This window comes from Ruegeria sp. BB10 (genome assembly GCF_056535725.1).
Map to the genome: position 1 here is coordinate 1 of NZ_JBQFIW010000003.1, position 25,577 is coordinate 25,577.

The 25,577-nt window shown below is 56.4% G+C and carries 25 protein-coding genes and 1 tRNA gene; 7 read left to right on the forward strand and 19 right to left on the reverse strand.

The genetic code is table 11. The features are described 5' to 3' along the window. The first annotated feature begins 254 nt into the window (after nt 1-254). From ACR3EP_RS20255 to ACR3EP_RS20265, 3 genes are all read left to right on the forward strand, one after another. Nucleotides 255-1,016 (forward strand): DUF6478 family protein, encoded by a 762-nt coding sequence (locus tag ACR3EP_RS20255; protein WP_480639226.1) that lies wholly within the window; start codon nt 255-257, stop codon nt 1,014-1,016. Between the two features lie 11 nt (nt 1,017-1,027). Beyond that, complete coding sequence (locus ACR3EP_RS20260) at nt 1,028-1,381, forward strand: hypothetical protein (protein WP_480639227.1); 354 nt, start codon at nt 1,028-1,030, stop codon at nt 1,379-1,381. A gap of 79 nt (nt 1,382-1,460) precedes the next feature. After that, complete coding sequence (locus tag ACR3EP_RS20265) at nt 1,461-2,987, forward strand: MFS transporter (protein ID WP_480639228.1); 1,527 nt, start codon at nt 1,461-1,463, stop codon at nt 2,985-2,987. Nucleotides 2,988-3,030: 43 nt separating this feature from the next. Here ACR3EP_RS20265 and ACR3EP_RS20270 read toward each other — a convergent pair whose 3' ends face one another. The 7 genes from ACR3EP_RS20270 to ACR3EP_RS20300 form a co-directional block, all read right to left on the reverse strand. After that, nucleotides 3,031-4,371 (reverse strand): S41 family peptidase, encoded by a 1,341-nt coding sequence (locus tag ACR3EP_RS20270; protein ID WP_170350038.1) that lies wholly within the window; start codon nt 4,369-4,371, stop codon nt 3,031-3,033. A 6-nt stretch (nt 4,372-4,377) separates the two neighbouring features. Next, entirely contained in the window at nt 4,378-5,508 is a 1,131-nt protein-coding gene (locus ACR3EP_RS20275; protein ID WP_170516235.1) for a murein hydrolase activator EnvC family protein, read from the reverse strand. Continuing rightward, nucleotides 5,505-7,022, reverse strand: a complete 1,518-nt coding sequence (gene gpmI, locus ACR3EP_RS20280) for a 2,3-bisphosphoglycerate-independent phosphoglycerate mutase (RefSeq protein ID WP_480639229.1) — start codon at nt 7,020-7,022, stop codon at nt 5,505-5,507. The genes ACR3EP_RS20275 and gpmI overlap by 4 nt, the downstream gene beginning before the upstream one ends. An 88-nt stretch (nt 7,023-7,110) precedes the next feature. Beyond that, nucleotides 7,111-8,799: a sulfatase-like hydrolase/transferase gene (locus tag ACR3EP_RS20285; RefSeq protein WP_480639230.1), complete on the reverse strand. Its 1,689-nt coding sequence runs from the start codon at nt 8,797-8,799 to the stop codon at nt 7,111-7,113. A 64-nt stretch (nt 8,800-8,863) separates the two neighbouring features. Beyond that, on the reverse strand, nt 8,864-9,106 hold the full coding sequence (gene nqrM, locus ACR3EP_RS20290; protein ID WP_170350034.1) for a (Na+)-NQR maturation NqrM: 243 nt from the start codon (nt 9,104-9,106) through the stop codon (nt 8,864-8,866). A gap of 15 nt (nt 9,107-9,121) precedes the next feature. After that, nucleotides 9,122-10,147 (reverse strand): FAD:protein FMN transferase, encoded by a 1,026-nt coding sequence (locus ACR3EP_RS20295; protein WP_226689491.1) that lies wholly within the window; start codon nt 10,145-10,147, stop codon nt 9,122-9,124. A gap of 66 nt (nt 10,148-10,213) precedes the next feature. Then, nucleotides 10,214-10,399 carry a hypothetical protein gene (locus ACR3EP_RS20300; RefSeq protein WP_170361640.1) on the reverse strand — a complete coding sequence of 62 codons (186 nt, stop codon included), beginning with the start codon at nt 10,397-10,399 and terminating at the stop codon, nt 10,214-10,216. A 125-nt stretch (nt 10,400-10,524) separates the two neighbouring features. Between ACR3EP_RS20300 and ACR3EP_RS20305 the strand changes: the two genes are divergently transcribed. Further along, a complete protein-coding gene (locus tag ACR3EP_RS20305; protein ID WP_170350031.1) occupies nt 10,525-11,049 on the forward strand; it encodes a CBS domain-containing protein in 525 nt (174 codons plus the stop codon). Between the two features lie 74 nt (nt 11,050-11,123). Here the strand turns inward: ACR3EP_RS20305 and nqrF are convergent, their stop codons facing one another. Genes nqrF through ACR3EP_RS20335 form a run of 6 tightly spaced genes read right to left on the reverse strand, consistent with a single transcriptional unit; the run spans nt 11,124 to nt 16,996 of the window. Further along, nucleotides 11,124-12,347 (reverse strand): NADH:ubiquinone reductase (Na(+)-transporting) subunit F, encoded by a 1,224-nt coding sequence (gene nqrF, locus ACR3EP_RS20310; RefSeq protein WP_480639231.1) that lies wholly within the window; start codon nt 12,345-12,347, stop codon nt 11,124-11,126. Nucleotides 12,348-12,357: 10 nt separating this feature from the next. Further along, entirely contained in the window at nt 12,358-12,966 is a 609-nt protein-coding gene (nqrE, locus tag ACR3EP_RS20315; RefSeq protein WP_170350029.1) for an NADH:ubiquinone reductase (Na(+)-transporting) subunit E, read from the reverse strand. Then, complete coding sequence (locus tag ACR3EP_RS20320) at nt 12,966-13,619, reverse strand: NADH:ubiquinone reductase (Na(+)-transporting) subunit D (RefSeq protein ID WP_170350028.1); 654 nt, start codon at nt 13,617-13,619, stop codon at nt 12,966-12,968. The genes nqrE and ACR3EP_RS20320 overlap by 1 nt, the downstream gene beginning before the upstream one ends. Beyond that, on the reverse strand, nt 13,619-14,446 hold the full coding sequence (locus ACR3EP_RS20325; RefSeq protein WP_480639232.1) for a Na(+)-translocating NADH-quinone reductase subunit C: 828 nt from the start codon (nt 14,444-14,446) through the stop codon (nt 13,619-13,621). Before ACR3EP_RS20325 ends, ACR3EP_RS20320 begins: the two co-directional genes overlap by 1 nt. Continuing rightward, nucleotides 14,439-15,647 carry an NADH:ubiquinone reductase (Na(+)-transporting) subunit B gene (locus tag ACR3EP_RS20330; protein WP_170350026.1) on the reverse strand — a complete coding sequence of 403 codons (1,209 nt, stop codon included), beginning with the start codon at nt 15,645-15,647 and terminating at the stop codon, nt 14,439-14,441. The genes ACR3EP_RS20325 and ACR3EP_RS20330 overlap by 8 nt, the downstream gene beginning before the upstream one ends. 5 nt (nt 15,648-15,652) lie before the next feature. Further along, nucleotides 15,653-16,996, reverse strand: a complete 1,344-nt coding sequence (locus ACR3EP_RS20335) for a Na(+)-translocating NADH-quinone reductase subunit A (protein WP_480639233.1) — start codon at nt 16,994-16,996, stop codon at nt 15,653-15,655. Nucleotides 16,997-17,284: 288 nt separating this feature from the next. Here ACR3EP_RS20335 and ACR3EP_RS20340 point away from each other — a divergent pair, with 288 nt between their 5' ends. Next, nucleotides 17,285-18,400 carry a THUMP domain-containing class I SAM-dependent RNA methyltransferase gene (locus ACR3EP_RS20340; protein ID WP_170394688.1) on the forward strand — a complete coding sequence of 372 codons (1,116 nt, stop codon included), beginning with the start codon at nt 17,285-17,287 and terminating at the stop codon, nt 18,398-18,400. A 114-nt stretch (nt 18,401-18,514) separates the two neighbouring features. Continuing rightward, a tRNA-Pro gene (locus tag ACR3EP_RS20345) sits at nt 18,515-18,590 on the forward strand. A 1,298-nt stretch (nt 18,591-19,888) separates the two neighbouring features. Here the strand turns inward: ACR3EP_RS20345 and ACR3EP_RS20350 are convergent. From ACR3EP_RS20350 to ACR3EP_RS20375, 6 genes are all read right to left on the reverse strand, one after another. Further along, nucleotides 19,889-20,428 carry a hypothetical protein gene (locus ACR3EP_RS20350; RefSeq protein WP_480639234.1) on the reverse strand — a complete coding sequence of 180 codons (540 nt, stop codon included), beginning with the start codon at nt 20,426-20,428 and terminating at the stop codon, nt 19,889-19,891. 881 nt (nt 20,429-21,309) lie between these two features. Beyond that, nucleotides 21,310-22,206: an EamA family transporter gene (locus ACR3EP_RS20355; protein WP_425082009.1), complete on the reverse strand. Its 897-nt coding sequence runs from the start codon at nt 22,204-22,206 to the stop codon at nt 21,310-21,312. Nucleotides 22,207-22,347: 141 nt separating this feature from the next. Next, complete coding sequence (wrbA, locus tag ACR3EP_RS20360) at nt 22,348-22,887, reverse strand: NAD(P)H:quinone oxidoreductase (protein ID WP_480639235.1); 540 nt, start codon at nt 22,885-22,887, stop codon at nt 22,348-22,350. A gap of 106 nt (nt 22,888-22,993) precedes the next feature. After that, nucleotides 22,994-23,227 carry a LysR substrate-binding domain-containing protein gene (locus tag ACR3EP_RS20365; protein ID WP_480639355.1) on the reverse strand — a complete coding sequence of 78 codons (234 nt, stop codon included), beginning with the start codon at nt 23,225-23,227 and terminating at the stop codon, nt 22,994-22,996. A gap of 7 nt (nt 23,228-23,234) precedes the next feature. Beyond that, nucleotides 23,235-23,612 (reverse strand): substrate binding domain-containing protein, encoded by a 378-nt coding sequence (locus ACR3EP_RS20370; RefSeq protein WP_480639236.1) that lies wholly within the window; start codon nt 23,610-23,612, stop codon nt 23,235-23,237. Further along, nucleotides 23,591-23,935 (reverse strand): LysR family transcriptional regulator, encoded by a 345-nt coding sequence (locus ACR3EP_RS20375; protein ID WP_480639356.1) that lies wholly within the window; start codon nt 23,933-23,935, stop codon nt 23,591-23,593. The genes ACR3EP_RS20370 and ACR3EP_RS20375 overlap by 22 nt, the downstream gene beginning before the upstream one ends. Before the next feature lie 1,383 nt (nt 23,936-25,318). Between ACR3EP_RS20375 and ACR3EP_RS20380 the strand changes: the two genes are divergently transcribed. Next, nucleotides 25,319-25,504, forward strand: coding sequence for a hypothetical protein (locus ACR3EP_RS20380; protein WP_480639237.1), 186 nt, complete (start codon nt 25,319-25,321; stop codon nt 25,502-25,504). Nucleotides 25,505-25,577: the final 73 nt, after the last annotated feature.

Consider the following 25,577-nt stretch of genomic DNA (forward strand, 5'->3'; position numbering starts at 1 on the left):
GAGTGGGTTCCATGCCCCGGCCTTGCCTCAAATCTATTGGATGCGTTTTCGGATGATCCACTGCAATCAGGTATCAGACGGTACGCACTGACCTTTACGATTGCAAGAATGGCTGGGCTAACAGGTTTCAAATCGATTGCCCATCCGCCCCGTTCGTCACAAATTCGCGAGATTTGCCCCCCAGTGTCGTTTATTCTCCTTTAAACCCTGCGTTGTCTTTGACTAAACAGGGTCACACTTTGAATGATGGGGCCATGGGCAGACTTCTGGATCGCTATATTCAACGCCGCGCCGTCGAACGCTGGCGTCAGGCCCTGCGTGGTGCGTCTGCTGCGCCTGAACCGCAACTGCGGCAACAGCGTGATGATGCGCGCAAGCTGCGCACGCATCTGCAGTTGCTGATTCATGAGGCCGACAGCCGTCTGGCCCGACCTCGAATTGGGTCGACCCAATTCCCAAAACCCCTTGGCACCGATTGGTGCTGGCGACCGGATCTGTGGCGCGGGCCATTGCCGCGTCCGGGTGTGGCCTCGGCCGCACGAAAGGCGCAGATGGACCGGCAGGTGACCTTGTTCCACGACTGTTCCCTGGCCGAAATAGCAATGCGGCAGACCCGGAATTCCCGCGACAAGGATCTGGCCGCATATGGGATGACAGTTGAAGTGTTCGGGTTTTCGGGCTCTTTCCTGTCCCTGTCTGTGGAATTGCCCTACGAGGCTGCTCAGGGCCTGACCAAACAGCATCTCATGCGTGTGGATACCCTGATCGAGGCCGAGCAGCCGCTTGAGATATTCGCCCGTCTCAACATCCAGCACGGACCCAACGCTGAACAGGTTCTGCGCAAGCTGGACCTGTCTGCAAGCTCCTGCTCAGTCGATTTCGATCTGGCACATTTGCCCTTGAATGAGTCGCGGATCGAGAAGATCTGGCTGGACCTGATCTTTGAAAACCCGCAGATGAATCGCGTTTCCCTGCGCGATCTGACCTTCTGCCGCCACCATCGCGCCGATTTGTAAGAGGTCCGGCCATGACGCAACCGACATTGACACCCATCCGGTTCGAGAACGGCCTCTGGCAGGGTCACCTGCAGGCCGAGGTGGCGGTTGAGGTTCTGTACTTGGGCGAACCTTTGGAAGACGTGCGCGTGACACCAGCAGATGACGGATGGGCACTGACTGTCCCTGTACCCGTGAAGGCACTGTCCGATGGCGTGCATTGCTTTGTCATCGTGGACGCAGGCACGTCCGAAAAACTTGGCGATTTTACCATTATCGCAGGCGCCTCGGCAGCGGATGATCTTCGCGCTGAGGTCGAGCTGCTGCGCGCGGAACTGGATATGCTGAAACGGGCATTTCGGCGGGCGCAGAGCGTGGGCGAATAGCCCGTTTAGGGCCAAGTCCCTATCTTTTCATCAGAATCCCGTGCATCCTTGAGCGACCCGCAGCAACTTGGGCAAGCTCATGGATCGCAGCAGCATCATTAAACTCATCGCGCTGATGGTGACGGGGTTCGGGATCGGCATCGACTTTACCGGTGCGTTGATCCTGGTTCCGGCTATCGAAAACAGTTTCGACGCCGATATCACCAGCACCCAATGGGTTTTGAACATCTATGCCCTGTTCTTTGCCATGACGATGGTTGCCGGGGGGCGGCTTGGCGACATGTACGGGCACCGCAAGTTGATGCTGATCGGCCTGTCGATCTTTCTGTTTTCCTCTGTCATGTGTTTTGTATCGCCTAGCCTGGATTTTCTGATTGTCTCACGCGCATTACAGGGGATCGGCGCGGGATGTGTCTGGCCCTGCACGCTGGCCTACGGCGCCACCAAAGTCTCGCGCCCTGAACATCGCGCCATGATCATGGGGCTTATTCTGGCAGGTGTCACCTGTGGTAATGTCATTGGCCCGCTGATCAGCGGTACGGTCGTCAACCTGGGGGATTGGCGGCTATTTTTCCTTGCAAACGTGGTGTTTGCGACCATTTCGATGGTCACCGCCCTAGTGTTGATGGAGCGCGAAACCCAGCACAAACAAGGCGAACACATCGACGTTGCAGGTATGGCTGTACTGTCATTGGCTGTCCTGCTGTTGCTTTATGGGTTGGACGTGGGTGCAGATTGGGGCTGGACCTCATCGCCGCTGCTGATGTTGTTCTTCGTCTGCGCTGTTCTGTTCGTCTTGTTCCCACAAGTGGAAAAACGAGTGAAAGAACCCCTATTGCTGCCCCAGATGATGGCAAACAGAGAGTTTCGCATCACGCTGGGCCTGAACATGTTCAATGTCTCAGCAGCGTTCGTAGGGTTGATGTATTTCCCCCAATACATGCAAAAGGTATTGGGCTGGTCGACGTTGCAATCTGCATTCGGGTTGGCCCCGCTTACTGTTCTGCTTGCCGTGGGGTCCATCTTGTCGGGCAAACTGTACAACGATTTCGGTCCCAAACGGCTTTTGTTCTGGGGTTACCTGTGCGCCACTATCGGTGCGGCCAGTGTTGTCGTGTTGCCCGCAGGGTTGGGCTATTTTCAGATTCTGCCCGGTATGGCGATGATTGGGTTGGGGGCCACGCTGACGGTTGGCCCATCAGGCACCGCTGCGGTTTGCGCGGTGAAACCGGAACGGGCCGGGTTGGTCGGTGGGCTGAGTTTCATGACTCACCTCGTCTATGGTGCCATCTCGGTGGCCTGCGCGACCGCGATCATGTATCTGGCCAGTCTGCGTAGCCTGGGCGAACGTCTGGCGACCGCCGGGATTGATATGTCGGAATCCGATCAGCGGGCCATCAACGGTGGGACGCTGACCACATCCTCTGCACGCGCGATCATGGACAAACTGAGCACGGCCGAAGCCGAAAAGGTCAAAACCGCCATCACCGCAGCGTTTGACACCGGCATGAACATGGCGTTCATTTTCGCCACTGTGTCTGTATCTGTCGGCGTCTTATTGGCGATGTTGCTGGATGAGGAAAAGCTGCACAAAGTGGAAAGCTGATCCACCAAAGAAGAAGGGCCGCCTGTCTGGCGGCCCCGTTTGTTTACTGCGACGGCCCGTTCGGGTTGAAGGCCGACAAACCTTTGAGGATATCGATAGCATAGGCCATTTGATAATCTTCTTCCCGTAGCTCGGCTGTGGCTTCGGCCCGGGCTCGGTCTTCCTCGATCTGACGAATCTCATCTTCGCTGAGGCTGTCATTGTTCAGGCTGCCGCGCAGGTCGGCTTCGGACCGGGCGGGACGGTTCGAATCTTCCTCTTCCGAATCCGGCACCGGGCGCGGTTGCTCGACAATGATGTCGGGGCTGACGCCAAGCGCCTGGATCGAACGACCCGACGGTGTGTAATACCGCGACGTAGTCAGGCGCATGGCCCCGTCGCCACGCAGCGGCATGACCGTCTGAACAGAACCTTTGCCAAAGCTTTTGGTGCCGACCACGATGGCGCGGCGGTGATCCTGCAAGGCACCGGCAACAATCTCGGACGCCGAGGCCGAACCCCCATTGATCAGAACCACAATCGGCTTGCCTTCGGCCAGATCGCCTGGGGTTGCGTTAAACCGCTCACCCTCGCCCGGGTCGCGGCCACGGGTAGACACGATCTCACCCTCGTTCAGGAAGGCATCGGAGACCTTGATCGCCTGCGTCAGCAGACCGCCCGGGTTGTTGCGCAGGTCCAGAACAAAGCCATTGACCTTTTCGATGCCACCAGCCTCTTCGATCTGTTCGTTCAGCCCTTCCTGCAGGTTGGGGAAGGTCTGGTCGTTAAAGGTGGTCACTCGCAGCACGACGCTGGTGCCTTCGGTGCGGGCACGCACAGCGGTCAGCTTGATCGTGTCGCGAATGATTGTGACGTCAAAGGGTTCCTGTTCCCCTTCGCGCACGACCGTAATCACGATTTCCGAACCCACAGGTCCGCGCATCAGATCCACCGCCTTGTCCAGCGTCAGGCCCAGAATGCTTTCGCCATCGACATGGGTGATGAAGTCCCCAGCCTCGATCCCAGCCGCATCCGCCGGGGTGTCATCAATCGGAGAGACAACTTTCACAAAGCCCTCTTCCTGCGTGACTTCGATACCCAGCCCGCCAAATTCGCCGCGTGTCTGCACGCGCATCTGTTCGGCGTCGTCAGGCGACAGATAGCTGGAATGCGGGTCCAGCGATGTCAGCATCCCATCAATCGCTGCTTCGATCAGCTCCTCGGGCTCAACCTCTTCAACATATTGCGCACGTATGCGTTCGAAAATGTCCCCGAACAGATCAAGCTGCTCATAGACGCTGGCCTTGTTCTCAGCCTCTTGTGCCAGCAGGGGTCCTGCGATCTGAGTAGTTGCGAGTATGCCTGCCACGGTTCCGGCCAAACCGGCCATCACAAATTTCTTCATATGTATTTATCCATCCTTGCTGGTCCGAAACCACGATTCCGGGTCCACGGGGCTGTTATCCTGTCTTACCTCTATATAGAGCGTTTCTGACCGATCAGTTCCAGTGCCATCACTGCTTGTTGACAAAATAGCGCCGATTTCGGGCGTTTCACCAGGCATCAAGCCGACCGGAGTGCCCTCGGGGATCACCTGACCGGGGTTGCCGTAGACCTCTTGCAGCCCCGAAAATACGAATAAAAGACCGGGTTGAGGCTCTAGGATGACCAGATTCCCCAAATCCAGCAGCGGCCCGCGATAACGTATCGTAGCCGCAGTCGGCGATGTCACAATCGCGCGTGGACGTGTGCCCAGCACCACACCCGGGCGCTTGACCCCTGCTGCATCCGTGTCACCAGCGCGGTGCAGCACAACACCCTGAGCGGGCAAGGCAACTTCACCCTTGCGCTGTGAAATATCCGCGTTGGTTTCAGCAATCTCTCCTTCCGAGATTTCCGACAGTCCGCTGGCAAACCCTTCCAGCGTTTCTGTGGACGAGATCAGGATCGCCGTTCGAACCGGATCTTCGACAAAACGCACTGGCAAATCGGTCCGATCTGCTATGGCGGTACTGAGCTTCGTACGCGCGGCCTGCACGCCGGTCAGACCTTCAGTCAGTGTATCAGCAGCGCTTTGTTGTAGCTGCCGCAGGGTCTGAACCTCTTGCAGGTCGTGGGCCAGTTCTTGCGCGCGAGCGTTCAAACCTGGCGTGACCTCGGACAGCATCATACCTGCGCGGGCCGATCCCAACGGGCCAGAGGGGTGCAGCATCAGAACCGGTGGCGCGGTTGTTTCGATGGTTTGCAACACGCCCAGCAACTGCGCGATTTCATCCTCGCGGCTGCGCAATTCAGTGGTCAACTGTGCCTCGCGCGTGGCGGCGCGGCGCAGGCCCTCGCGCATGGCGGTCAGACCGGCCTCATAGGCCTGAATGGTTTCGGTCAGGGCACGGACGCGGTCACGGGCGCTGTCGGCCTCGGTCAAAGCGACGGATGCGTCTTCCAGCATTTGCACCGCATTCAGCGCCGCTGTGGACGGGTCGGTCTGGGCGTGGACCGGCGTCGCAAACAGCACTGCCCAAAGAAGCGCGCGCAAGGTCATGACAACAGGCTCTTGCCGGTCATTTCGGGTGGCTGTTCAAGGCCCATCAACTGCAACAGGGTCGGTGCCAGATCGGACAGACGCCCATTACGCAACGTGGAACCTTCCGGCCCACCCACCAGCGCCACGGGAACGGGATTCAAGGTATGCGCGGTGTGCGGTCCGCCGGTTTCGGGATCCACCATCATTTCACAGTTGCCGTGGTCGGCAGTGATGATCATCGCACCACCTGCCTTTTTCAGCGCGGCAACCACCTGTGCCAGGCCCTGGTCCACCGCCTCGCAGGCTTTGATTGCGGCTTTCAGATCACCGGTGTGACCCACCATATCCGGGTTGGCATAATTGGTGACGATCAGGTCGTACCCGGCCTCGATCGCCTCGACAAACTTGGCGGTAACTTGGGCCGAGGACATTTCGGGCTGCAAATCATATGTCGCCACTTTGGGCGATTTCGGCATATAACGATCTTCGCCCACTTCGGGCGTTTCTTTGCCACCGTTGAGGAAAAACGTAACATGCGGGTATTTCTCGGTCTCGGCGAGGCGGAACTGACGCAGCCCCTGTTTAGCGACCCATTCGCCCAGCGTGTTCACGATATCGCGCTTTGGGAACACGGTTGTCATGAAGGCATTGTGACCGTCCGAGTATTCCACCATACCCAATAGCGCAGACAGGTGCGGGCGCGGACCAGTGTCGAAATCAGCAAAATCCGGCTCGCCAATCGCGCGTAGAATCTCGCGCGCCCGATCAGCGCGGAAGTTGAGGCAGAAAACACCATCGCCATCACTTACGCCGCCATAGCCTTGTAGAACCGTCGGCACAATGAACTCGTCGGTTTCCGACTGGTTATAGGCGTGATCAATCGCGCCATGCGCTGTGGCCGCAGTCCGCCCCTGCCCCTTGATCATCGCCTCAAAGGCCTCACTGACGCGTTCCCAGCGGTTGTCGCGGTCCATCGCGAAATAGCGCCCGCTGACAGTCACAACGCGCGCACCTTCGGGCAGTCGGTCCTCAAGCTCGGCAATGTAGGTGAAAGCCGATTTCGGGGCCACATCGCGCCCATCCGTGATCGCGTGCAGCGCGACAGGAACGCCCGCATCGGTGATGGCTTTGGCCGCTGCGATGATGTGGTTCAGATGCCCATGCACCCCGCCATCCGAAACCAGCCCCATCAGATGCGCTGTACCACTCGCGGCCTTCACCTTGGCGATGAAGGTCTGCAGGGCGTTGTTGTCGAAGAATGAGCCATCTTCGATCGCCAGATCAATCTGACCCAGATCCATGGCCACGATGCGGCCCGCGCCGATATTGGTATGGCCGACCTCGGAATTGCCCATCTGACCGCTGGGCAGGCCAACATCGGGCCCGTGCGTTATCAAAGTGGCATGCGGCCCGTTGGCCATGATTGCGTCGAACGTAGGGGTATTGGCCAGATACGGCGCGTTGGCTTTAGCGTCCTCGGACAGGCCCCACCCATCGAGAATGCACAGGACAACGGGTTTGGGGGCGGTCATTATAGCTCTCCGGATTTCTGCTCTTGGTCGATCTTTTACCGCCTGACCATCGGCGGGTGAACCGCCTTTTGGCCTGTGGTGGGCAGATTTAATGCCGGGGCGGATTTTCCTTGCCGATATATTCGGTGAATGGCCGAGCCTTGCGCCCCCGGTACTTGACGGTCAGATCCAGCGGAGCATCGTTTTCGTCATAGACCCCGACAACAACACCCCTGCCGCGGCTTTTGGTCCGCATATCGATCAGTTGTTGTTCCGAGCGCGTGGTCCGTTGCGAGGCGCGGCGCGTCCACGCGAAAAGGTAATCGTACATACGGTCGATAATTTCGGCATGATCCGCGCTTTCACCAAGATCGATCAACTCGTCCGGGTCGTTTTCCAGATCAAACAGGATTGGCCGGTGGCCACCTTCACAATGGATCAGCTTCCACTTTTTGTCGGCAACCATGAACATCACCGCATCCCGGACCGAGGCGTTCAGCGTATCGGCAATCGGTGAGGCCGAATAGTCATATTCACAGATCACCACATCGCGCGCGGTCTCTTCCTGCCGCCCGTGCAGGATCGGCAGCAAGGAATGCCCTTCGAGGATGTGCAAAGGCGCATCGCCCCCCGCAACCTCCACAAAGGTCGGGGCAAGGTCGATGGATTCGACCAGCGCATCACTAACAGTACCGCGCGTAGCGTCGGCCTCGGCTGACGGGTCGTAGATGATCAGGGGCACTTTGGTCGAGGCATCGTGGAAGAAGGTCTTCTCCCCCATCCAGTGATCGCCCAGAAAATCACCATGGTCCGAGGTCAATACGATCATCGTATCGTCCATCCGGCCGGTTTTCTCCATCCAGTCGAACAGGCGGCCCATCTGGTCATCGGCCTGTTTGATCAGGCCCATATAAGCGGGGATCACCGCCTCACGCACTTCCTGGCGCGAGAATGTCTGGCCGATCTTCGTGTCCATAAAGGCCCGCAGCACCGGGTGGGCTTTTTGGCGCTCGACCTCGGATCGCACCACAGGCAGCACATGTTCGGGACCGTACATTGAGGCATAGGGTTCAGGGACGATATAAGGCCAATGCGGCTTGATGAAACTCAGGTGACAACACCACGGGCCGTCCTGCGTTTCCATGAATTCGATACCTCGGCCAGTCAGATATGGGGTTTCGCTGTCTTCTTCGGCTATATTGGCGGGTTCGGGGGAATTCTTCAGGAACCAGCCCGACAGGACGTTGCCATCCGCATCCAGCCCCGAGTTGGCAAAGTCGTGCCAGGGGTTGTCGCTCTCATATCCCTTGGCGATGAGGTATTTGTTGTATTCCCTGGCCCCGTCCGGATCGTAAAACCCGTCCGGCCCCTCGGGACGCATCCCGTCATCGCGTTCAAACACGTCAAAGCCGCATTCTGCCACGCGGGCACCGATCAGGCTGTCGGGTTCCAGCCCCAGCCGTGCCATGCCTTCGGCATCCGCACGCATATGGGTTTTGCCGACCAGCCAGCACCCCATCCCGGCCTTGCGAAGATGATCGCCCATCGTCATCTCGCCCACTTTCAAGGGGATGCCATTCCAAGACGCACCATGCGAATGCACATAGCGCCCGGTATAGGTCGACATGCGTGAACTACCGCAAATGGGGGACTGGATAAAAGCCCGGTCAAACCGCACGCCCCGCGCGGCCAAACGATCAATGTTCGGGGTGTGCAGATGCGGATGGCCGTAGCAACTCAGATAATCCCAGCGCAGCTGGTCGAACATGATGAACAGAATGTTTTTGGCTTTGGCCAACGCGGCACCTCCCCGATAGTCAGGGACTTAGTTAGCCAATTCCCGGCCCGCAGCGAAGCGTAATTTACGCTTCGGCCTGCCGCTCCATCTGTTCCAGCATCTTCTTGGCGCGTTTGCACTGCAACTGATCACGCAGCGGGCTGTCAGGATCAATGTCTTTGTGGCAGACCACACATTTGTCCGCGCCCGAGATCGCGTTCAGGCCACCACAACTGCCTTTGATGGTTTTGCCCATCAGCATAACACCCAACGACATACCTACCATCACAAGGGCAAGCAGAATAAAGGCCAGAATAAAGGTGCTCATTGTGGTACCTACCAGTCAGTTGGTCTCAAGCGCGTCTTTGAACGCGGTGCTGTGTACCGTGATATAGGCTTCTTCGCCACCCGTCACATCCCGCGAGATGAAATACACAGCAAGTTTATGTTCTTCGGCCAGCTCAAGGCCCTTTTCCTGCCCCAGCGCCAGCATCGCGGTTGCCCATGCATCCGCCATCATAGCGTTTTCAGCCAGAACAGTCACCGATGTTGTCCGATGCGTGATCGGGCGCCCGGTTGTTGGATCGATGATATGCGAATACCGCACACCGTCTTGTTCAAAGAAATTCTTGTAATCGCCCGAGCTGGCCATGCCCAGATCGCTGACCGACACAATCAGCTGATAGGTCTGCGCTCCCGCTTGTGGTTTTTCGATACCGATGCGCCAGGCCTCGCCCTTGTCGTTCTGCCCCATGGTGACCAGATCGCCACCGATCTCGACCAGATAATCTTCAATCCCGGCGTCGCGCAGGGTCTTGGCCACCGCGTCGATACCATAACCCTTGGCAATAGCGGACAGGTTGATCCCAACACCGGGTTCAGATTTGGTCAGCGTTCCCGCCTCGGCATCCAGAGTTAGCAAACGCCCCTGCCCGACGCCGTTGAGTGCTTTCAGAATTTCGACATCCGCAGGCACCGGGTCTTCCGGTTTGCGGGGCCCAAAGCCCCACAGTTCGATCAAAGGTCCAAGGGTGACATCAAAGGTGCCGCCGGTTTTTTCATGCACATCATTCGCGGCAGCCATCACCTGTGCGAATTCTGCGGAAACCTGCACCGGTTCGGTGCTTGTCGCGGCGGAAAAGGTCGAGACCTCGGAATTTGGGTCCCAGTTGGACATCTTGGCGTTAACGTCTGCCAATGTTTCTTCGACCGCCACAGCCAGCGCGTTTTCGTCCAGGTCCTGGCCAATTGCGGTGATGTTGAAGGTTGTTCCCATCGTTTCGCCCGATAGGCGAACCACCTCTGGCTCTTTGTCGAACAGACAGCCGGACAGCAAAGTGACGAAGGCCAAAACTGGCACAAGACGCATGGGGCGATCTCCTGGAAAATCAGTGTCCGGCATATGCCAGCCACCCCCGCCAGAGTCAAATCGACTTCACAGTTTCAGCGGCAAAAAGCCCAGTACCAAAAGGCCAATTCCCGCCGGCACACCAAACAGCCAGGCCCGTTTCTGCCATCCCGGCGGCTGCTGTTTCCACGTCTTGCGGAAATTATGGCCGCACACGACCACTACAAAGAAAATCAAGGCAGCCACCGGCGGGGTAAGATACAGGTCGTTCAAAGGCTTAAGCGTCCTTTTTTTGATGGGGGTTTCTGCCGATCAGCGCAATTGCACCCTATACAGGTCGTTTAGCTGCGCTAAGGTAAAAGGGAAAGACTTTGCAAGAACCATGAAGGAGATTGCCCATGGCCCCGACCTCTTACCAAGCCCCCAAGCGCGGCGACAAGGCTGACAAGACCACGTACAGCCAATCGACGGAGTCGAACTTGTCGCATGCGCAGACAACTGTGGCCAAGCTGATGGATGGTAAAGGGGATGCGGTGTTTTCGGTCCGCCCGAACGATACGATCCATTCGGTGGTCAATACGCTGAAGGAAAAGCGGATTGGGGCGGTGCTGGTGACCGACCAGAACGGCACATTGCAAGGCATCCTGTCCGAGCGCGACATCGTACGGCGCATGGCGGATACGCCCGGCCAGACGTTGCCTCAAGCGGTCGAGGATCTGATGACCCGCGAGGTCAAGACTTGTTCGCCGGACGATCTGCTGGATGATGTTCTTAAAACCATGACCGACGGTCGGTTCCGCCACATGCCAGTGCTTCGCGATGGCAACCTGTGCGGCGTGATCACAATTGGAGACGTTGTTCATTTCCGTCTCAAAGAGCTGGAATACGAGGCGCTTCGCATGAAGCAGATGATCGTCGGCTAATGGCTTTGATCTAGAAGGCCAGTAACCTTGCAGCTTAAATAAAACCGGCGCTGAATGCGCCGGTTTTTCGTTTCTTACCCGCCGAAATCGTCGAGCATAATGTCTTCGCGGTCCACACCCAGATCCAGCAGCATGTTGATGACCGACTGGTTCATGATTGGCGGGCCACACATGTAGAACTCACAATCTTCGGGCGCGGGGTGGTTTTTGAGGTATTCCTCGAACAGCACATTGTGGATGAAGCCGGTATAGCCTTTCCAGTCATCCTCGGGCTGCGCATCGGACAAGGCCACGTGCCATTCGAAATTGTCGAACTCTTCGGCCAGCGTGTCGAAATCCTCGACAAAGAACATCTCTTTCTTGGACCGCGCGCCGTACCAGAAGCTGATCTTACGATCGCGGTTTTCAAGGCGTTTGAGCTGGTCAAAGATATGGCTGCGCATCGGCGCCATACCGGCACCACCACCGATAAAGACCATCTCTTTCTGCGTTTCGCGGGCAAAGAATTCACCGAACGGACCTGAAATGGTGACCTTGTCGCCGGGCTTCAGATTGAAGATGTAAGACGACATCTGACCTGCTGGAATACCTTCGGAGCCTGGAGGTGGCGAGGCCACACGGACGTTGAGCATGATCATGCCCTTTTCATCCGGGTAGTTTGCCATCGAATAGGCGCGTTCGATCGGTTCGCTCACCACAGATTCGTACTGCCACAGATTGAAGCGATCCCAATCTTCGCGGTATTCCTCTTCGATGTCGAAATCGGTGTATTTCAATGCGTGCGCAGGGGCTTCGATCTGAATGTAGCCGCCAGCACGGAAGTTTACATCCTCACCCTCGGGCAGGTCCAGCGTCAGCGCCTTGATGAAGGTCGCCACGTTCTCATTCGAGCGGACAGTGCATTCCCATTTCTTGACGCCAAAGACCTCCTCGGGGACTTCGATATCCATGTCCTGTTTGACCGCAACCTGACAGGACAAACGATCGCCGCATGCAGCCTCACGCTTGGTGATGTGACTTTCTTCGGTCGGCAGGATCGATCCGCCGCCCGAATGCACCTTGACCCGGCATTGCGCGCAGGTGCCGCCACCGCCGCAGGCCGACGGGACAAAGAGCTTCTCAGCCGCCAGCGTTTGCAGCAACTTGCCGCCTGCGGGCACCGAAATGGTTTTTTCGCCATTGATAGTGATGTTCACATCACCGGTGGATACAAGTCTGGAGCGTGCCGCCAGAATGATCGTTACCAGCGCGATAACGATCAGGGTAAAGAGGACGACGCCAAGGCTAAAAGTTTCCATTCGTCCCTCCTTACAGTTTCACGCCCGAGAAGGACATAAAGGCCAGCGCCATCAGTCCTGCGGTGATGAAGGTGATCCCCAGACCCTGCAGGCCGTCAGGAATATCCGAATATTTCAGCTTTTCCCGAACCCCTGCCATCGCGGTGATCGCCAGCGCCCAGCCAAAGCCCGAAGACAGACCATAGGTAGCAGCTTCGGCAAAGTTATAGTCGCGTTCCACCATGAACAGCGAACCACCCAGAATTGCGCAGTTCACCGTGATCAGCGGCAGGAAGATCCCCAGCGCGTTGTAGAGCGGCGGAAAATACTTATCCAGGATCATCTCTAGGATCTGCACCATCGCCGCGATCACACCGATATACGAGATAAGGCCAAGAAAGGTCAGGTCCACATCCGGGAACCCGGCCCAGGCCAGCGCGCCCGGTTTCAGCAGATAAGTCAGCAGCAGGTTGTTGGTAGGCACGGTGATCGCCTGAACCAGCATCACCGAAATGCCCAGACCCAGCGCGGTCGAAATCTTCTTGGAAACGGCGATGAAGGTACACATCCCCAGAAAGAAGCTTAGCGCAAGGTTTTCGACAAAGATGGCCTTTACGGCCAATGAAATCAGACCTTCCATTAGTGGGCCTCTACCTGCTGAATTTTGTATTCACGTTCTTCAACCTGGCTCGGCTTCCACGTGCGGAAGGCCCAGATGATCAGACCGATGATGAAGAACGCCGATGGCGGCAGCAGCAGCATGCCGTTGGGCACATACCAGCCACCATTGTTGACGGTTTGCAGAATGGTCACGCCAAACAGCGACCCCGCCCCGAACAATTCGCGGAAGAAACCGACCAGCAGCAGGATCAGGCCATAGCCCATCCCGTTGCCCAATCCATCGATGAACGATGCGACCGGAGGGTTCTTCATCGCAAACGCCTCGGCGCGGCCCATCACGATACAGTTGGTGATGATCAGACCGACAAACACCGACAGGGTTTTCGAAATCTCAAAGGCATAGGCCTTGAGAACCTGATCCACCAAGATCACCAGCGAGGCGATGATCACCATCTGCACGATGATCCGGATCGAGCTGGGAATCTGGTTGCGCAGGCACGAGATAAAGAAGGACGAGAACGATGTCACGAAGGTCACCGCCAGTGCCATCACGAACGACACCTGCAGTGACGAGGTCACCGCCAAAGCCGAACAGATGCCAAGCACCTGCAGGGTGATCGGGTTGTTGTCGACAAGCGGGTCGACCAGCATTTCTTTCTTGGTCTGGGACATCAGATCTCTCCTGCTTGCAGTTTGGCCAGGAACGGAGCGAAGCCCGCATCACCCATCCAGAATTTCACCAGGTTATCGACACCAACCGAGGTCAGTGTGGCACCGGCCAGCGCGTCGACGTAAAAGTCGGGGCCAGCTGCTGGTTGCGATTTCGCAACGGTGATTTGCAGATCACCCGCGTCATCACGCAGTTTCTTGCCGCTCCACAACGCTTTCCAGCGGGGGTTGTCCACCTCGGCCCCAAGGCCCGGCGTTTCACCATGCTGATAGAATTGCAGGCCGTAGATATCGTTGCCGTTGTTTTCCAGCGCGATAAAACCATAGAGCGTGGACCACAGACCATAGCCGTGCAGCGGCAGGATCACCTTGTCCAGATCACCCGCATCATCACGCAGCAGGTAAATCACACGATACTTAGCTTTGCGGCCGATCCCGGCCGGGTCGTCGTCCAGCGCAACGCTCAATTCGGGGTCGCTTGCGGCAGCGATGTCATCGAAAGTGGCCGGATCAAACTGGTCATCGACGAATTCGCCGGTGGACAGTTCCACAACATGCGGCTCAAACGCGGCGAAGGCTTCGGTCACGTCGGCGCCAGGTTCATAAACACCCGCGACCTGCAGGACGTTGATCTGCTTGTCCTTCAGCTTGTTCGCCTCTTGCACGGGGCGCAGACTTACAGCAGCCGAGGACACGACCATCGAGGCGACAAGGCAGACAGCGACGGCGATAAAGATCGTCTTGCCGACCGAATCCGGCGAGGCTGCCAGGAACTTGGCAATCGCCCCCTTGGGTGCCTCGTTATTGTCTGGGGATTGCGTATCAGACATGGCGACGCGCCCTCCGTTTGATGTTGGCCTGAACGACGAAATAGTCGATCAGCGGTGCAAAGACGTTGCCGAACAGAATCGCCAGCATCATGCCTTCGGGGAAAGCCGGGTTAATCACCCGGATCATCACAACCATGACACCGATCAGCGCGCCATAGATGTAGCGGCCCAGATTGGTGTGGCTGGCCGAAACCGGTTCGGTAACCATGAAGGCCAGACCAAAGGCGTAACCACCAACGACCAGGTGCCAGTACCACGGCATTGCAAACATCGGGTTAGTGTCCGAACCGATCAGGTTCAGCAGCAGGGAAAAGACGATCATGCCCCCCAGACAGCCAACGATCAGGCGGAAGTTCGCAATACGTGTCACCAACAGGAAGCCCAGGCCAATCAGACAGGCCAGTGTGGAAGTTTCGCCAAAGCTGCCCTGCATGAAGCCCATGAAGGCATTCCACCAGGTCAGACCTTCGGCTGCCAGCGCCTGATAGCCTTCGGACGCCGAAACCGACAGCGCAGTTGCACCTGAAAAACCGTCAACCGGGGTCCAGACCGTGTCACCCGACATATTCGCCGGATAGGCGAAATACAGGAAGGCACGCCCGACCAGCGCAGGGTTGAGGAAGTTCTTACCGGTGCCGCCAAACACCTCTTTGCCGATGACCACACCGAAGATGATGCCCAATGCCACCTGCCACAGCGGGGCGGATGCGGGCATGATCAGCGTGTAAAGCATTGAGGTTACGAGGAAACCTTCATTGACCTCGTGCCCACGCACGGTGGCGAAGATCACCTCGAAAATACCGCCCGCAACCAGTGTGACAATGTAGATCGGCAGGAAATACATCAATCCGTGCATCACGTTGGCGAAGATGCTGGACGGATCCAGCGAGATGCCAAATGCCTGCAGGATGGCGATACGCCAGCCAGTTGCCGCATCCGGGCCAAGCGCCGCAATCGCACTGTTAGCCTGATAGCCGGTATTCCACATCCCCCACAGGATACAGGGGATCGTCGCGATCACGACATAAGTCATGATCCGCTTCATATCTATGTAGGACCGCGCGTGCGGTGCGACGGTGGTGACGGTTTTCGGAGTGTAGATAAAGCTTTCTACCATCTCGTAGATGGGGAAATACTTCTCGTACTTGCCGCCTTTGGTAAAGTTCGGCTCGATCCGATCGAAGAAGCTGCGCAAACCCATTTGGATCAGCCCTCCTTTTCAATCTTGGTCAGGCAGTCGCGCAGCGCCAGCCCGTATTCATATTTTGCCGGACAGGCAAAGCCGACAAGGCCCAGATCCTCTTCGTCCAACTCCATCGCACCCAACGCCTGGGCACTGTCAGTATCCATCACCAGCAAGGCGCGCAACAACTGTGTTGGCAGATAATCCTGCGGCATCAGCCGCTCAAACACACCCGTCGGCACCATCGCGCGGCGACCGCCGTTCAGGTTGCTGGTGAACTTAAAAAGTTTGTGCGAAAACGCCGAGCCCAGGACCGGTTGAACTGAGTATTTCGACGGCATCGGACGAATCCAACCCATCGGAATCTGGTCGTGATCTTCGCGGATGATGCTGATCTGACGCGCGAAACGTCCCAGATACGCGGTTGGTCCTTCAGCCTGAGTACCTGACAGGATCGACCCCGAAATGATGCGCGGAGTGCCGTCCACGTCGATCTCGTCGTTGGTCAAATCGTCGGTCGAAGCACCCATGACGGTGCGGATCAGACGCGGTTGACGCGCGCCCGGGCCGCTGAGTGCGATCACGATGTTCGGATCCAGATGACCGGACTGCATCAAGCGACCAATGGCGATCACGTCCTGATAACCGATGGTCCAGACCTGCTTGTCCCCCGCCAGGGGTTCAAGGAAATGAATATGCGTCCCGGCCAATCCGGCGGGATGCGGGCCCGAGAAAGCCGCAGCTTCGACCCCCGGCACTTCCGCGCCCGGAATGGCGTCGCCTTCCTTGTGGCACAGATAGGTCTTGCCTTCGGTCAGCTTGGTGATTGCGGCCAAACCGGCTGCAAAGGCCTCACCGGCATCGGCAATGATCACGGCCGCGTCTGCCGCCAACGGTTCACTGTCCATGGCGGTGACAAAAATCGCGGCCGGAGCGGTACCCGGCACCGGCATTTTCGAATAGGGCCGAGTGCGGAAGGCAGTCCAGAGACCGGCCGCGCAAAGCTTTTCGGTCACACCTTCGGCGCTGTCCGCATTGCCCACACCCGAGAAATCAATCCCTGTATCGTTCGGGTCCGAAACCTCGATCACGACGCTCTGCAATACACGGCGCGCACCGCGATTGATTGCCACGATCTTCCCGCTAAGCGGGGCGACCATCATCGCCTCGGGCGCATCCTTGTGGCAGAACAACGGCGTACCGCGCTGAACCGCGTCACCTTCCTGCACCAGCATGCGCGGTTTCAGGCCCAGGTAATCCCCGCCCAACACCCCAACGGATTTAAATTCAGGTCCCGGCTGGATGGTTTGATCCGGCGCGCCTTGCACCGGCAGCTCCAACCCTTTTTTCAGTTTGAAAGTTTGCATGTTGCTACTGTCTTCCAAGCCTCTTTATCTGCGCCGGTTAGACCAACACTTTAACAGTGTCGGACAATAACGCAGGATTTTTTAACAGTCGTCGCAAAAGCGTCGAAATGCGTCCAAATTCCGCGGGCGTAATTCCGATTTGGGCTCCTTTACGCGGGGATGATGCTAAAAGCAAACCCGTTGCCGCCAAAATCACACAATGATTTTCACTTTCCTTTGAAATGTTTCCATTTTAGCGCCCAAAAATTGCTGGTCGCGCCCAGTGCCCTTCCAGTGTAAGCACGCCCAATGGAACAGACGCGCGAATTTGAGATTTTTCTGGTGGCCACCCCCGGGCTTGAGGCGCCTTTGCAGGCCGAAGCCGTCGAAAAGGGATTCGCAGATGCCAAAATTGTACCCGGCGGGATAAGCTGCCATGGCGGTTGGCCCGAGGTTTGGCGAGCAAACCTGTGTCTGCGCGGTGCCAACAAAGTACTGGTCCGGATGGGCACATTTCCGGCAGTACATTTGGCGCAGCTCGACAAGCGGGCACGCAAGTTCCCCTGGTCCGATTTTCTGCGTGCCGACATCCCGGTCAAGGTTGAGGCGACAAGCCGGAAATCCCGCATCTATCATGCCGGGGCCGCCCGCCAAAGAGTCGAGCGGGCAATCACCGAAACGCTGGGTGCGCCGATTTCATCCGACGCTGGGCTGCGCGTGTTGCTGCGCATCGAAAAAGACATTTGCACCTTCTCGGTCGACACCTCAGGAGAACCCTTGCATAAGCGTGGCCACAAACCGGCGGTGGCCAAGGCCCCGATGCGCGAAACCATGGCTGCGATGTTTTTGCGCGAATGTGGTTTCGACGGAGCTGAGGCTGTTCTGGACCCGATGTGCGGTTCGGGTACTTTCGTTATCGAAGCGGCCGAGATCGCAGCCGGGCTAAATCCGGGCCGTTCCCGCCGTTTTGCCTTCGAAGACCTGCACGGATTCGATTCGCGCGCTTGGGCCGAACTGCGCAAAGACGGACCGCCGGTAAACTTGGACACTGTCTTTTACGGCTCGGACCGGAATGCCGGAGCCGCCGAGGCCGCCGCCACCAATGCCGATCGAGCTGGGGTTGCCGCACACACCCGGTTTCAGTGCCGGTCGGTCAGTGACATTAAGCCGCCACCGGGCCCCACGGGTCTGGTCATCGTCAACCCGCCCTATGGTGCAAGAATCGGGGACGAGAAACGCCTGCGCTCTCTGTACGGCAGCCTGGGCAAGGTTCTGATGTCGCGGTTCAGCGGCTGGCGGGTGGGTATAGTGACCAGCAATCAATCACTAGCCCGGGCCACGCGCTTGCCTTTGCTCCCTGCCGGGCCAGTCGTCGATCACGGTGGCACGAAAATCCGGCTGTACCGCACGGATCCCCTACCCTAATTGCTAATGCAGCGGTGGCGCAAAGGACAGTTTCTGCTGGGCACGAATTCCTGCATTTGGCCCCATAATCCCCTTGCACATCCGATTCCTCGGGTATAGATCACGCGCCACGGTCGGAGTGTAGCTCAGCCTGGTAGAGCACTGTCTTCGGGAGGCAGGGGTCGGAGGTTCGAATCCTCTCACCCGACCAGTAAAACTAGGCGCCCAAGGGCGCCTTTGTTGTTGTAAGACAGTAATCCGAGGTTCGTTGAACCTGAGCGCTAGTCGAACTCCAACGCACTGGCTGCTTTACGCAGATGCTCCGGACTATAGCGTGCATAAGTGGACGCCGTGATCCAGTATCTGAGTGACCAAGATACTGAGCGATCTCGTCCATCGAAATGCCTGCTTCAGCCATATGAACAGCCGCGGTGGACAGCAGGCGCATCCGCTACTTACTGTATCTTTTGATGTGCATGGAAGCGTTTATGCAAACCAAGAGCCAAAACGCCGTCGCACGTGTTTTTCAAATGCATCGCTTGCGTATCCGAATTGACGATCAATGAGTAACTCTTGAAGGCTTGGTTTTCAGAAAGTTTGGCTTTCACACGCCTAATGATCGCAAACGGCCCCGTCTGTTGGCGCAAGGTCTGTGGCTTTGAAAGAAGTTCCAAGCAGTGTTCTTCCGTGCTCGGCGGTGCGCCCAGGTCAGCCAGATCTTCTATTGCAGCAACAAGATCGTCTTGTGATCTCGCAGTCAACCAAAGGTCGAGTTCTCGATTTGACCGCGACCAAGAGCTTAGTTTTGCTGATCGCTTTGCAAGTCCGTTGATACGCCTTTCTAAAGCCCCGGATAAGGCCGCGTGCAGATCCGATCCAAGAGCGACAACGCCTGCGGTCCACGAACTCCTAATTAGTCCCTGCGCTTTGTTTTTAGCGCTCTATTGCCCAACAATGCCGCACATCCAATCGCAGGTCCAGGATGAGGGCACCGGCGGGACCTATGACCACTAGCCCTACCCAGCTCCCCGCCGTTGACCCGGCAATGCCAAGAGCGCCACGAGAAGCGCCATCCAGCAACAGCCAGGCTGGCATGTCATTCAAAGGTATCCTGCCCTTATAAACCTCAAACCCACCTCGCAAAAAACCAGCAGAGATAGCAAACTCCAAAATACTTGGGTCCGCAAGTTCAGCCGCATGTCAAGCGCTTCCGATATTTGATGCTCGATAGCCCCAATCTCGAACCCGGTAGAGTGGTGACCATATCCGCCCAATCATACGAACTTTCAAGAGCCTTTTGGGCCAACTCTTCATTTGCGACAACCGGGATGTCTGGGTATTTTTCAAAGTGCTCAACTAGGTTCGAGAGCTCGGTTCCACACTTTACTTGAACCGGATTTCCATTGACGATTAGGTCCAGTCCCGGCGTATTACTGGCCTCGGCGATGTGCACATCGTTGCCGGTCGCGACGAGCGCATCAAGAACCAACCTTTCAGCCGTGTAGCCCCTCAATGAATAGCCGGCACCTTTGAGTAAAAAGTCCTGGCCTCAACGGCAAAACTCAACGGATCGCTTAGATCAGCGGTGCGCGAAAAATCTGCAGCGTTCAGCACATTTTGATCAATCGCTGCGGCATGCCAGAGCATTTCTCCTGCGGTAAGAGAAGCTACAATTGCTGTGTCCGTCAGGTCAGAATTTAAGTGTTTTTGGTTCCATGGCCTCGGCGGAGAGCCCGCAGGTTTCGGTATAGCTGACAGAAAGTGGTGTGAAACTTCTCCCAACCGAGTTCTAAGTGAACTTTTTTCAGCTTTACTTAGATGCTCAAACGAGGAGGTTGGCTCGCGATCTAAAGTGCGCATTTCAGATACGAAATCACTCAGGCCTCGCTCTGAATCCTCGCTTCCCGGAAGTACCAATAGAGCACAAATACGTGCCGCGACTTGGCTTCTAACCACTCTTGAACCTTTGCCCATCGCCAGCCAGCCAAGAGCGCCGACGCCTACGACCACCGTCGCGGGATTGACAAGCGTCGCGAGCAAAGAAACCAAGCTGGGCCTCCCACCAAGGAACCCATGCACTAAGTTTTGCCGCCAGTATATAGGGTAGGAACCCAGCATTGCCTACGATCGTTGCGAAGGCCACCCAGCCACCACCAGCTGCGATAGCCGTTTCGGCAGCAAAATGCGCCTTACGCAGTGCTTCCTGAATTTCAGGATCAGCGTGCTTCGCTGCTTCCGAGACCAGACCCTCATCTGCCAGCATGTTTAGGAGCTCTTCTCGAACTAGACCTGGAAACGGCAGTGGGTCTTCTCGGTGAAGTAAGTTTTTTCCGGTTTTCCATAGCTCGCTAGCCTTCCTTCCTATGAGACCACCAATTTCGTCGTTACTAGGTTCCTTTGTTCCTTCTTGCGTCGAGCCATGACAGACGGACTAAGTCTCAGACGCACGAATAGCCAGAGCCGTTGCAGATTTTCGACCTGAGCGAGAAGACAACGGAACAATGGTTGGCACCATCAAAGCGTCAGCCAACCTGACCCAAAGACGGTGTTTCAACACCGCGTCAGAATTTGATGAAGCCGATAATTTTGTTTCGCGACTTCAATCGCCGACCCGGAAACATCGTCGAGTATAGCAAGATGGTTGTCGGGATGACGTTAAATCTATCCGATCCCCATTTAATTTCACATGCACCAGTTTGCCCTGTGAATTCCTATGGGCAGCACGCAGTTCATTGTTTCAGTTGGTGTCCTGTTGGATAGAGGAGGTTTGGACCGTCCGGATACTGCGAAGCCAGAACCCATCCCTTAATCATGCGTGGGAAACCTAGGACTTCGATTTTCTAGGGTTCTGGCGAACGGGCTTGAGCGAGGCGCTCAGCCATTCCTCGCCCACTTGCGTGATCGGACCCATTGTTTGCGCCTCAAACCCATCAGACAGATTCAGCTGCTGCTGATCTCCATTTTCTCAAATCCGAATTGTCCCTTCGACTCACGCTCTGTCCGACCACAACGGACCCAATAACTATGGCTGCACCTATTGACTGAGTGAAGCTAAGCGTTTGTCCCAAGTATACCCAGCCGAGCACGACAGCTGTAACAGGACTCATCATGCCGAGCATCGAGACTGCACTGGGGTCCAGGCGCGCTATACCGCGAAACCAAAGAGCATAGGTTGCTGCAGCACCAATCAACCCAAGCCAAATAAGGCCGGCGACATTTGTCGCGCTGAGCGCAGGTAGAGGCGGCTCAAGGAACAGTGCGACTGGCAGCAGTATCAAACCACCGGCTGTTAATTGCCACGCTGTGAAACTCAACGCCGAGACCGGAGGTTGCCATTTCCGGCTGAGAACAGTGCCAGCAGCCATTGACGCGGCTCCTCCCAAACCCGCTGCTATCCCGATCCAATCAAGTTGTGCTTCTGGTCCGATCAGCAGCAGAGACACACCCATTACGCCAGTCGCGGCGGCGCCGAGAGCACCAAGTCGGATTGGGGTTCCCAGCCATCCCCACGCCATCAAAATCACGATCATCGCTTGTAACGATCCTAGGGTGGCGGCCACACCACCAGGTAACCTATACGCAGCAACGAAGAGGAGCACCCAGAACAGAGCGAAATTGAGGCTGCCTAAGACGAAAGTTCGACCGAGCCACTCGCGTGGTGGAACGCAGCGCGTCACTGCAAGCAACAACAAGCCAGCAGGCAGAGCTCGTAACGCAGCCAGGGTTATCGGATAGCCAGCCGGGAGCGCTTCCGTAGTTACCAGATAAGTGCTTCCCCATACCGCTGGGGCGAGTGAAGTGAGAAGAATATCAGTTGAGCGTGACACGGTATGTCTCCCGGCTGAGGCGTTTGAAAATTTGAGTGAGACGTCAGGGGCGCGCGGGTTACGCTGCTGCCGCTTGCAGGTTTGATCCAGCGAGGCACGCTGTAATCCTTGCAACATGAGCACCCTGAAACCGCGCTCCGGCTAGGTCGGTTTCGGTAGGCCTGCGGGAACCATCAGCACCGGCGATCGTTCCGGCACCATATGGTGCGCCGCCAATGATTTCTTTTGATGTGGTCTGTCCAGCAAATGTGAAGGCATTCCTGCAATCAGCATCCCAAAGTGTTGAAGAGGGACTTGCGTTGTCAGAAGGGTCGCCTCGTGCCCGCCATGTTGCGAACCCGTAGATGCAAAGACCGCCCCGACTTTACCAACCAGAGCATTCCTGGCCCAAAGCCCGCCAGCCTGATCCAGGAACGACTTCATTTGGCCGGCCATCATGCCAAATCGGGTCGGCGTTCCTAAAATTATTGCATCATAGTTTTCCAGATCTGCCGGCAAGGCTATAGGCGTATCATCGACGACATAGCCGGCCTGCTGGCGGACTTCTTCAGGGACGGTTTCGGGCACACGCCGAACGTCAACTTCGGTGCCGGGAACACTACTGGCGCCTTCAGCTTCTGCATCGGCCAATGTGCGGACGTGGCCATAGCTTGAATAGTAGAGAACGAGAATACGTGACATAGGATACCTCTCAGGGCTGTGACTTGTTCCCTGAGAGAATGGAATATGTTGCGCCGCCAATTAAGTCGCGCTCTTTGACATCACTCTTTACCTGTATTGAACAATGTCACGACCTGAGAGCCAGGCGCAAATGATCAAGAAAGGCTGTGACCTTGACGTCCATTCCCAAGCGAGATGCTGTAACGGCGAATACTTCTGGCGCGGGCAATTCGTGGTCAGGAAGAACTCTCACCAAGGCCCCGCTAGCTTCAGGAACATCAGAAACGAACTCGGGCAGAGTTCCGATGCCTTGCCCGGCTATCAGCAGATCACGCAAAACGAGGCTATTACCAACCCTCACACGCGGATCAAGTTCCAACGATGTGACGCCGTTGGCGGCCGAGCTTCCAGCTCGTCAAATGATCAGCAAGCAAAAAGCCGATTATTGCGTGGTTTTTCAGATCCGCCGGTTGGGTCGGCGTCCCACATCGCTCCAAATAGTCAGGAGACGCAAATATTCTTTGCCGCATCACGCCGATCCGTCGGGCAACAAGTGCCGAATCCGGCATGGCAGCACGGATACGTATCGATAGATCGAACCCGCCCTCGACCATATCGATCACCTTGTCGTCCATCGAAAGAGTAAATCGAAGATCTGGATAGGTTTCCAAGAACTCTGGCAGCATCGGTGCGATAACAGTTTGACCGAAAGAACTTGACGCATTCACCCGAAGGTGCCCACGCATCGCTTTTGAACCTTCCCTGATGGTCTGTTCCGTTTTTCGACCGCGTCGAGAATTCCAATTGCATCTTGGTAATAGAGACTGCCGGTGTCAGTCAGTGACATAGATCGGGTCGTTCTGGTGAGGAGAACGGTTCCCAAGCTCTCTTCCAGAAGTTTCACCTCTCTGCTGAGAAGTGCAGGAGATACACCAAGATCTTCTGCCGCACGGGCAAAGCTGCCGCGTTCAACGATACGGCAAAAGCTTGCATGACTGATAGTTTGTCCAACTCCAGGCCCCGAGCAGTTTTTGAGCCGCCCAGTTGGGCGTAACGAACTGCAAGTTATACGACTGCGTCACTGGTGCGAAGGGCGACGCGCCTGTGTCGCTGGCGTTGATTTCCAGGCGATTGCCAGAAAACAATCATCGCTCTATTTTCGTTGAAGCTTGGAGTAAGGCGTAATGGAAAAATCTAGTCCGCATACACCGAAAAACGGTCCGAGCCGGCCGAACAATGAAAACTCCGATCGCCCCGTCAAAAGCAGAGCTAAACCAGAGAGCGACGCTGCTAGTGAGCCAACTCGGCAGAAAATGCTTAGGGCGATTGCAGAAGATGCGGAAAGACGTCTCAAGGGTTCAATGAAGCTTCTCTCTTGAAGTCGTCATACGAACTTCCAAAGGAATAACAGCACATACAATCAAAGTGCAGCCTACTTTACGCTCCGCCGTAAGCTACCGGCTTTCCATTGAGCAATCAGAACTAACGGAGCATAAAAAAGTTCAGTTAAACGTAAGCGCAATTCGGGTGCTGGACTAGAGCACTCCTCCCTACGATCAACTCTTTTCTTTAGGCTCAAGCTCTGTCTACAAGAGCTAACTGTTTGTGCCTCTATTAGAGCGGTTCTCTCTAGTGTGTTTGTCTCTGAGGTATGTTCATCACTAAAGCAAAAACTGCCTATTTCCGCTCTATGAGCAATCGTTGCTATTTCGTCTCCGGAAATGCTCAATAGCTTTGCTGGCCTTGACCTGTGTGTTTGCTCTCTGCGTAGTATTAGCTCTGACTCGTTCTGGTGAGGCCTGAGTTACGTCCGTTATCTTACGTGTGTCAGGTGTCGGCTGCCCTGCGTTCCGTCTCTCTTGAGCATTCTGACCTGTTCTCGGATGTGTTTTTCAGAAAGCCATGTATTGGGTTCCGCTGGTTCAAAGGTTTACATTTCTCCGAAAAAATCCCGATTTCGGCCCTGATCTGTCAACTTAACGTAAACTTAGTGTAAACCTTTGGCCCGATTTTGGAGTGTTTTTGAGGTCGATAGGTTTACATTCCGTCGATCCCGAGAGAGCGGACGTAAACCTATGTCAACTTTATGCAACCTTAGAAGGCGCCGAATGTCTCATTCTGCTCCGGGTGCTTGAAGGGCTCGATTTAGCCTAAGACGGTGTTCTCCTCGAACCAGCTCTCTATGAGGTTTGCGTTCTGATCGCAGCCGCTAATCAAGTTGCCATAGTTGATCACATAGATGTCGTAGCAGTCCGGCTTCTGCGCGCTGTATGGCAACGCCCGGCAGGACGGCCTCGTCCTTGCCGCTGTCGTCGCGATCGAGTCCGCGCTGACGTCACCCGCTTAGCATAACTCTCGCGGTTCTTCCGAGCCGATGCCGTCTTCGCGTCGCCCGGACACTGTGAACCAGCATCGAAAACTAACGCCGTGGAGGTGTGATCGGCGCCCGATATTGACCTTTCCCGTAAGTCGCCGAGAGCTGCTATTCACCGGGATTCTGCTCTATGCCGCATGGCTGACGTCCGCAAGAAGACCGATGCTGCGCGCAGCCGCCGATGACCGCTTTCTGCACGCCGCAGGCGGCCCCGGTGGGGCCCGTAAAGGTCCGGAATTGGCCGTTTGGGGCGGAACCTTCTAAACGCCAGTAAACCGGGCAAGACATTCCGGAACATCGCGATATAGTTGCAATCTACTTAAACGAACCAGGATGA

Excerpts from the sequence above, each read along its gene's own strand:
- ACR3EP_RS20255 (WP_480639226.1), top strand. The coding sequence starts at position 255 with ATGGGCAGACTTCTGGATCGCTATATTCAACGCCGCGCCGTCGAACGC.
- nqrF (WP_480639231.1), bottom strand. The coding sequence starts at position 12,347 with ATGGAAACTTTTAGCCTTGGCGTCGTCCTCTTTACCCTGATCGTTATC.
- ACR3EP_RS20340 (WP_170394688.1), top strand. The coding sequence starts at position 17,285 with ATGGAACAGACGCGCGAATTTGAGATTTTTCTGGTGGCCACCCCCGGG.
- wrbA (WP_480639235.1), bottom strand. The coding sequence starts at position 22,887 with ATGTCACGTATTCTCGTTCTCTACTATTCAAGCTATGGCCACGTCCGC.
- ACR3EP_RS20330 (WP_170350026.1), bottom strand. The coding sequence starts at position 15,647 with ATGGGTTTGCGCAGCTTCTTCGATCGGATCGAGCCGAACTTTACCAAA.
- ACR3EP_RS20305 (WP_170350031.1), top strand. The coding sequence starts at position 10,525 with ATGGCCCCGACCTCTTACCAAGCCCCCAAGCGCGGCGACAAGGCTGAC.
- nqrM (WP_170350034.1), bottom strand. The coding sequence starts at position 9,106 with ATGAGCACCTTTATTCTGGCCTTTATTCTGCTTGCCCTTGTGATGGTA.
- ACR3EP_RS20265 (WP_480639228.1), top strand. The coding sequence starts at position 1,461 with ATGGATCGCAGCAGCATCATTAAACTCATCGCGCTGATGGTGACGGGG.
- ACR3EP_RS20370 (WP_480639236.1), bottom strand. The coding sequence starts at position 23,612 with ATGCGTGGGCACCTTCGGGTGAATGCGTCAAGTTCTTTCGGTCAAACT.
- ACR3EP_RS20335 (WP_480639233.1), bottom strand. The coding sequence starts at position 16,996 with ATGCAAACTTTCAAACTGAAAAAAGGGTTGGAGCTGCCGGTGCAAGGC.
- ACR3EP_RS20260 (WP_480639227.1), top strand. The coding sequence starts at position 1,028 with ATGACGCAACCGACATTGACACCCATCCGGTTCGAGAACGGCCTCTGG.
- gpmI (WP_480639229.1), bottom strand. The coding sequence starts at position 7,022 with ATGACCGCCCCCAAACCCGTTGTCCTGTGCATTCTCGATGGGTGGGGC.
- ACR3EP_RS20270 (WP_170350038.1), bottom strand. The coding sequence starts at position 4,371 with ATGAAGAAATTTGTGATGGCCGGTTTGGCCGGAACCGTGGCAGGCATA.
- nqrE (WP_170350029.1), bottom strand. The coding sequence starts at position 12,966 with ATGGAAGGTCTGATTTCATTGGCCGTAAAGGCCATCTTTGTCGAAAAC.
- ACR3EP_RS20275 (WP_170516235.1), bottom strand. The coding sequence starts at position 5,508 with ATGACCTTGCGCGCGCTTCTTTGGGCAGTGCTGTTTGCGACGCCGGTC.
- ACR3EP_RS20320 (WP_170350028.1), bottom strand. The coding sequence starts at position 13,619 with ATGTCCCAGACCAAGAAAGAAATGCTGGTCGACCCGCTTGTCGACAAC.
- ACR3EP_RS20295 (WP_226689491.1), bottom strand. The coding sequence starts at position 10,147 with ATGCGTCTTGTGCCAGTTTTGGCCTTCGTCACTTTGCTGTCCGGCTGT.
- ACR3EP_RS20325 (WP_480639232.1), bottom strand. The coding sequence starts at position 14,446 with ATGTCTGATACGCAATCCCCAGACAATAACGAGGCACCCAAGGGGGCG.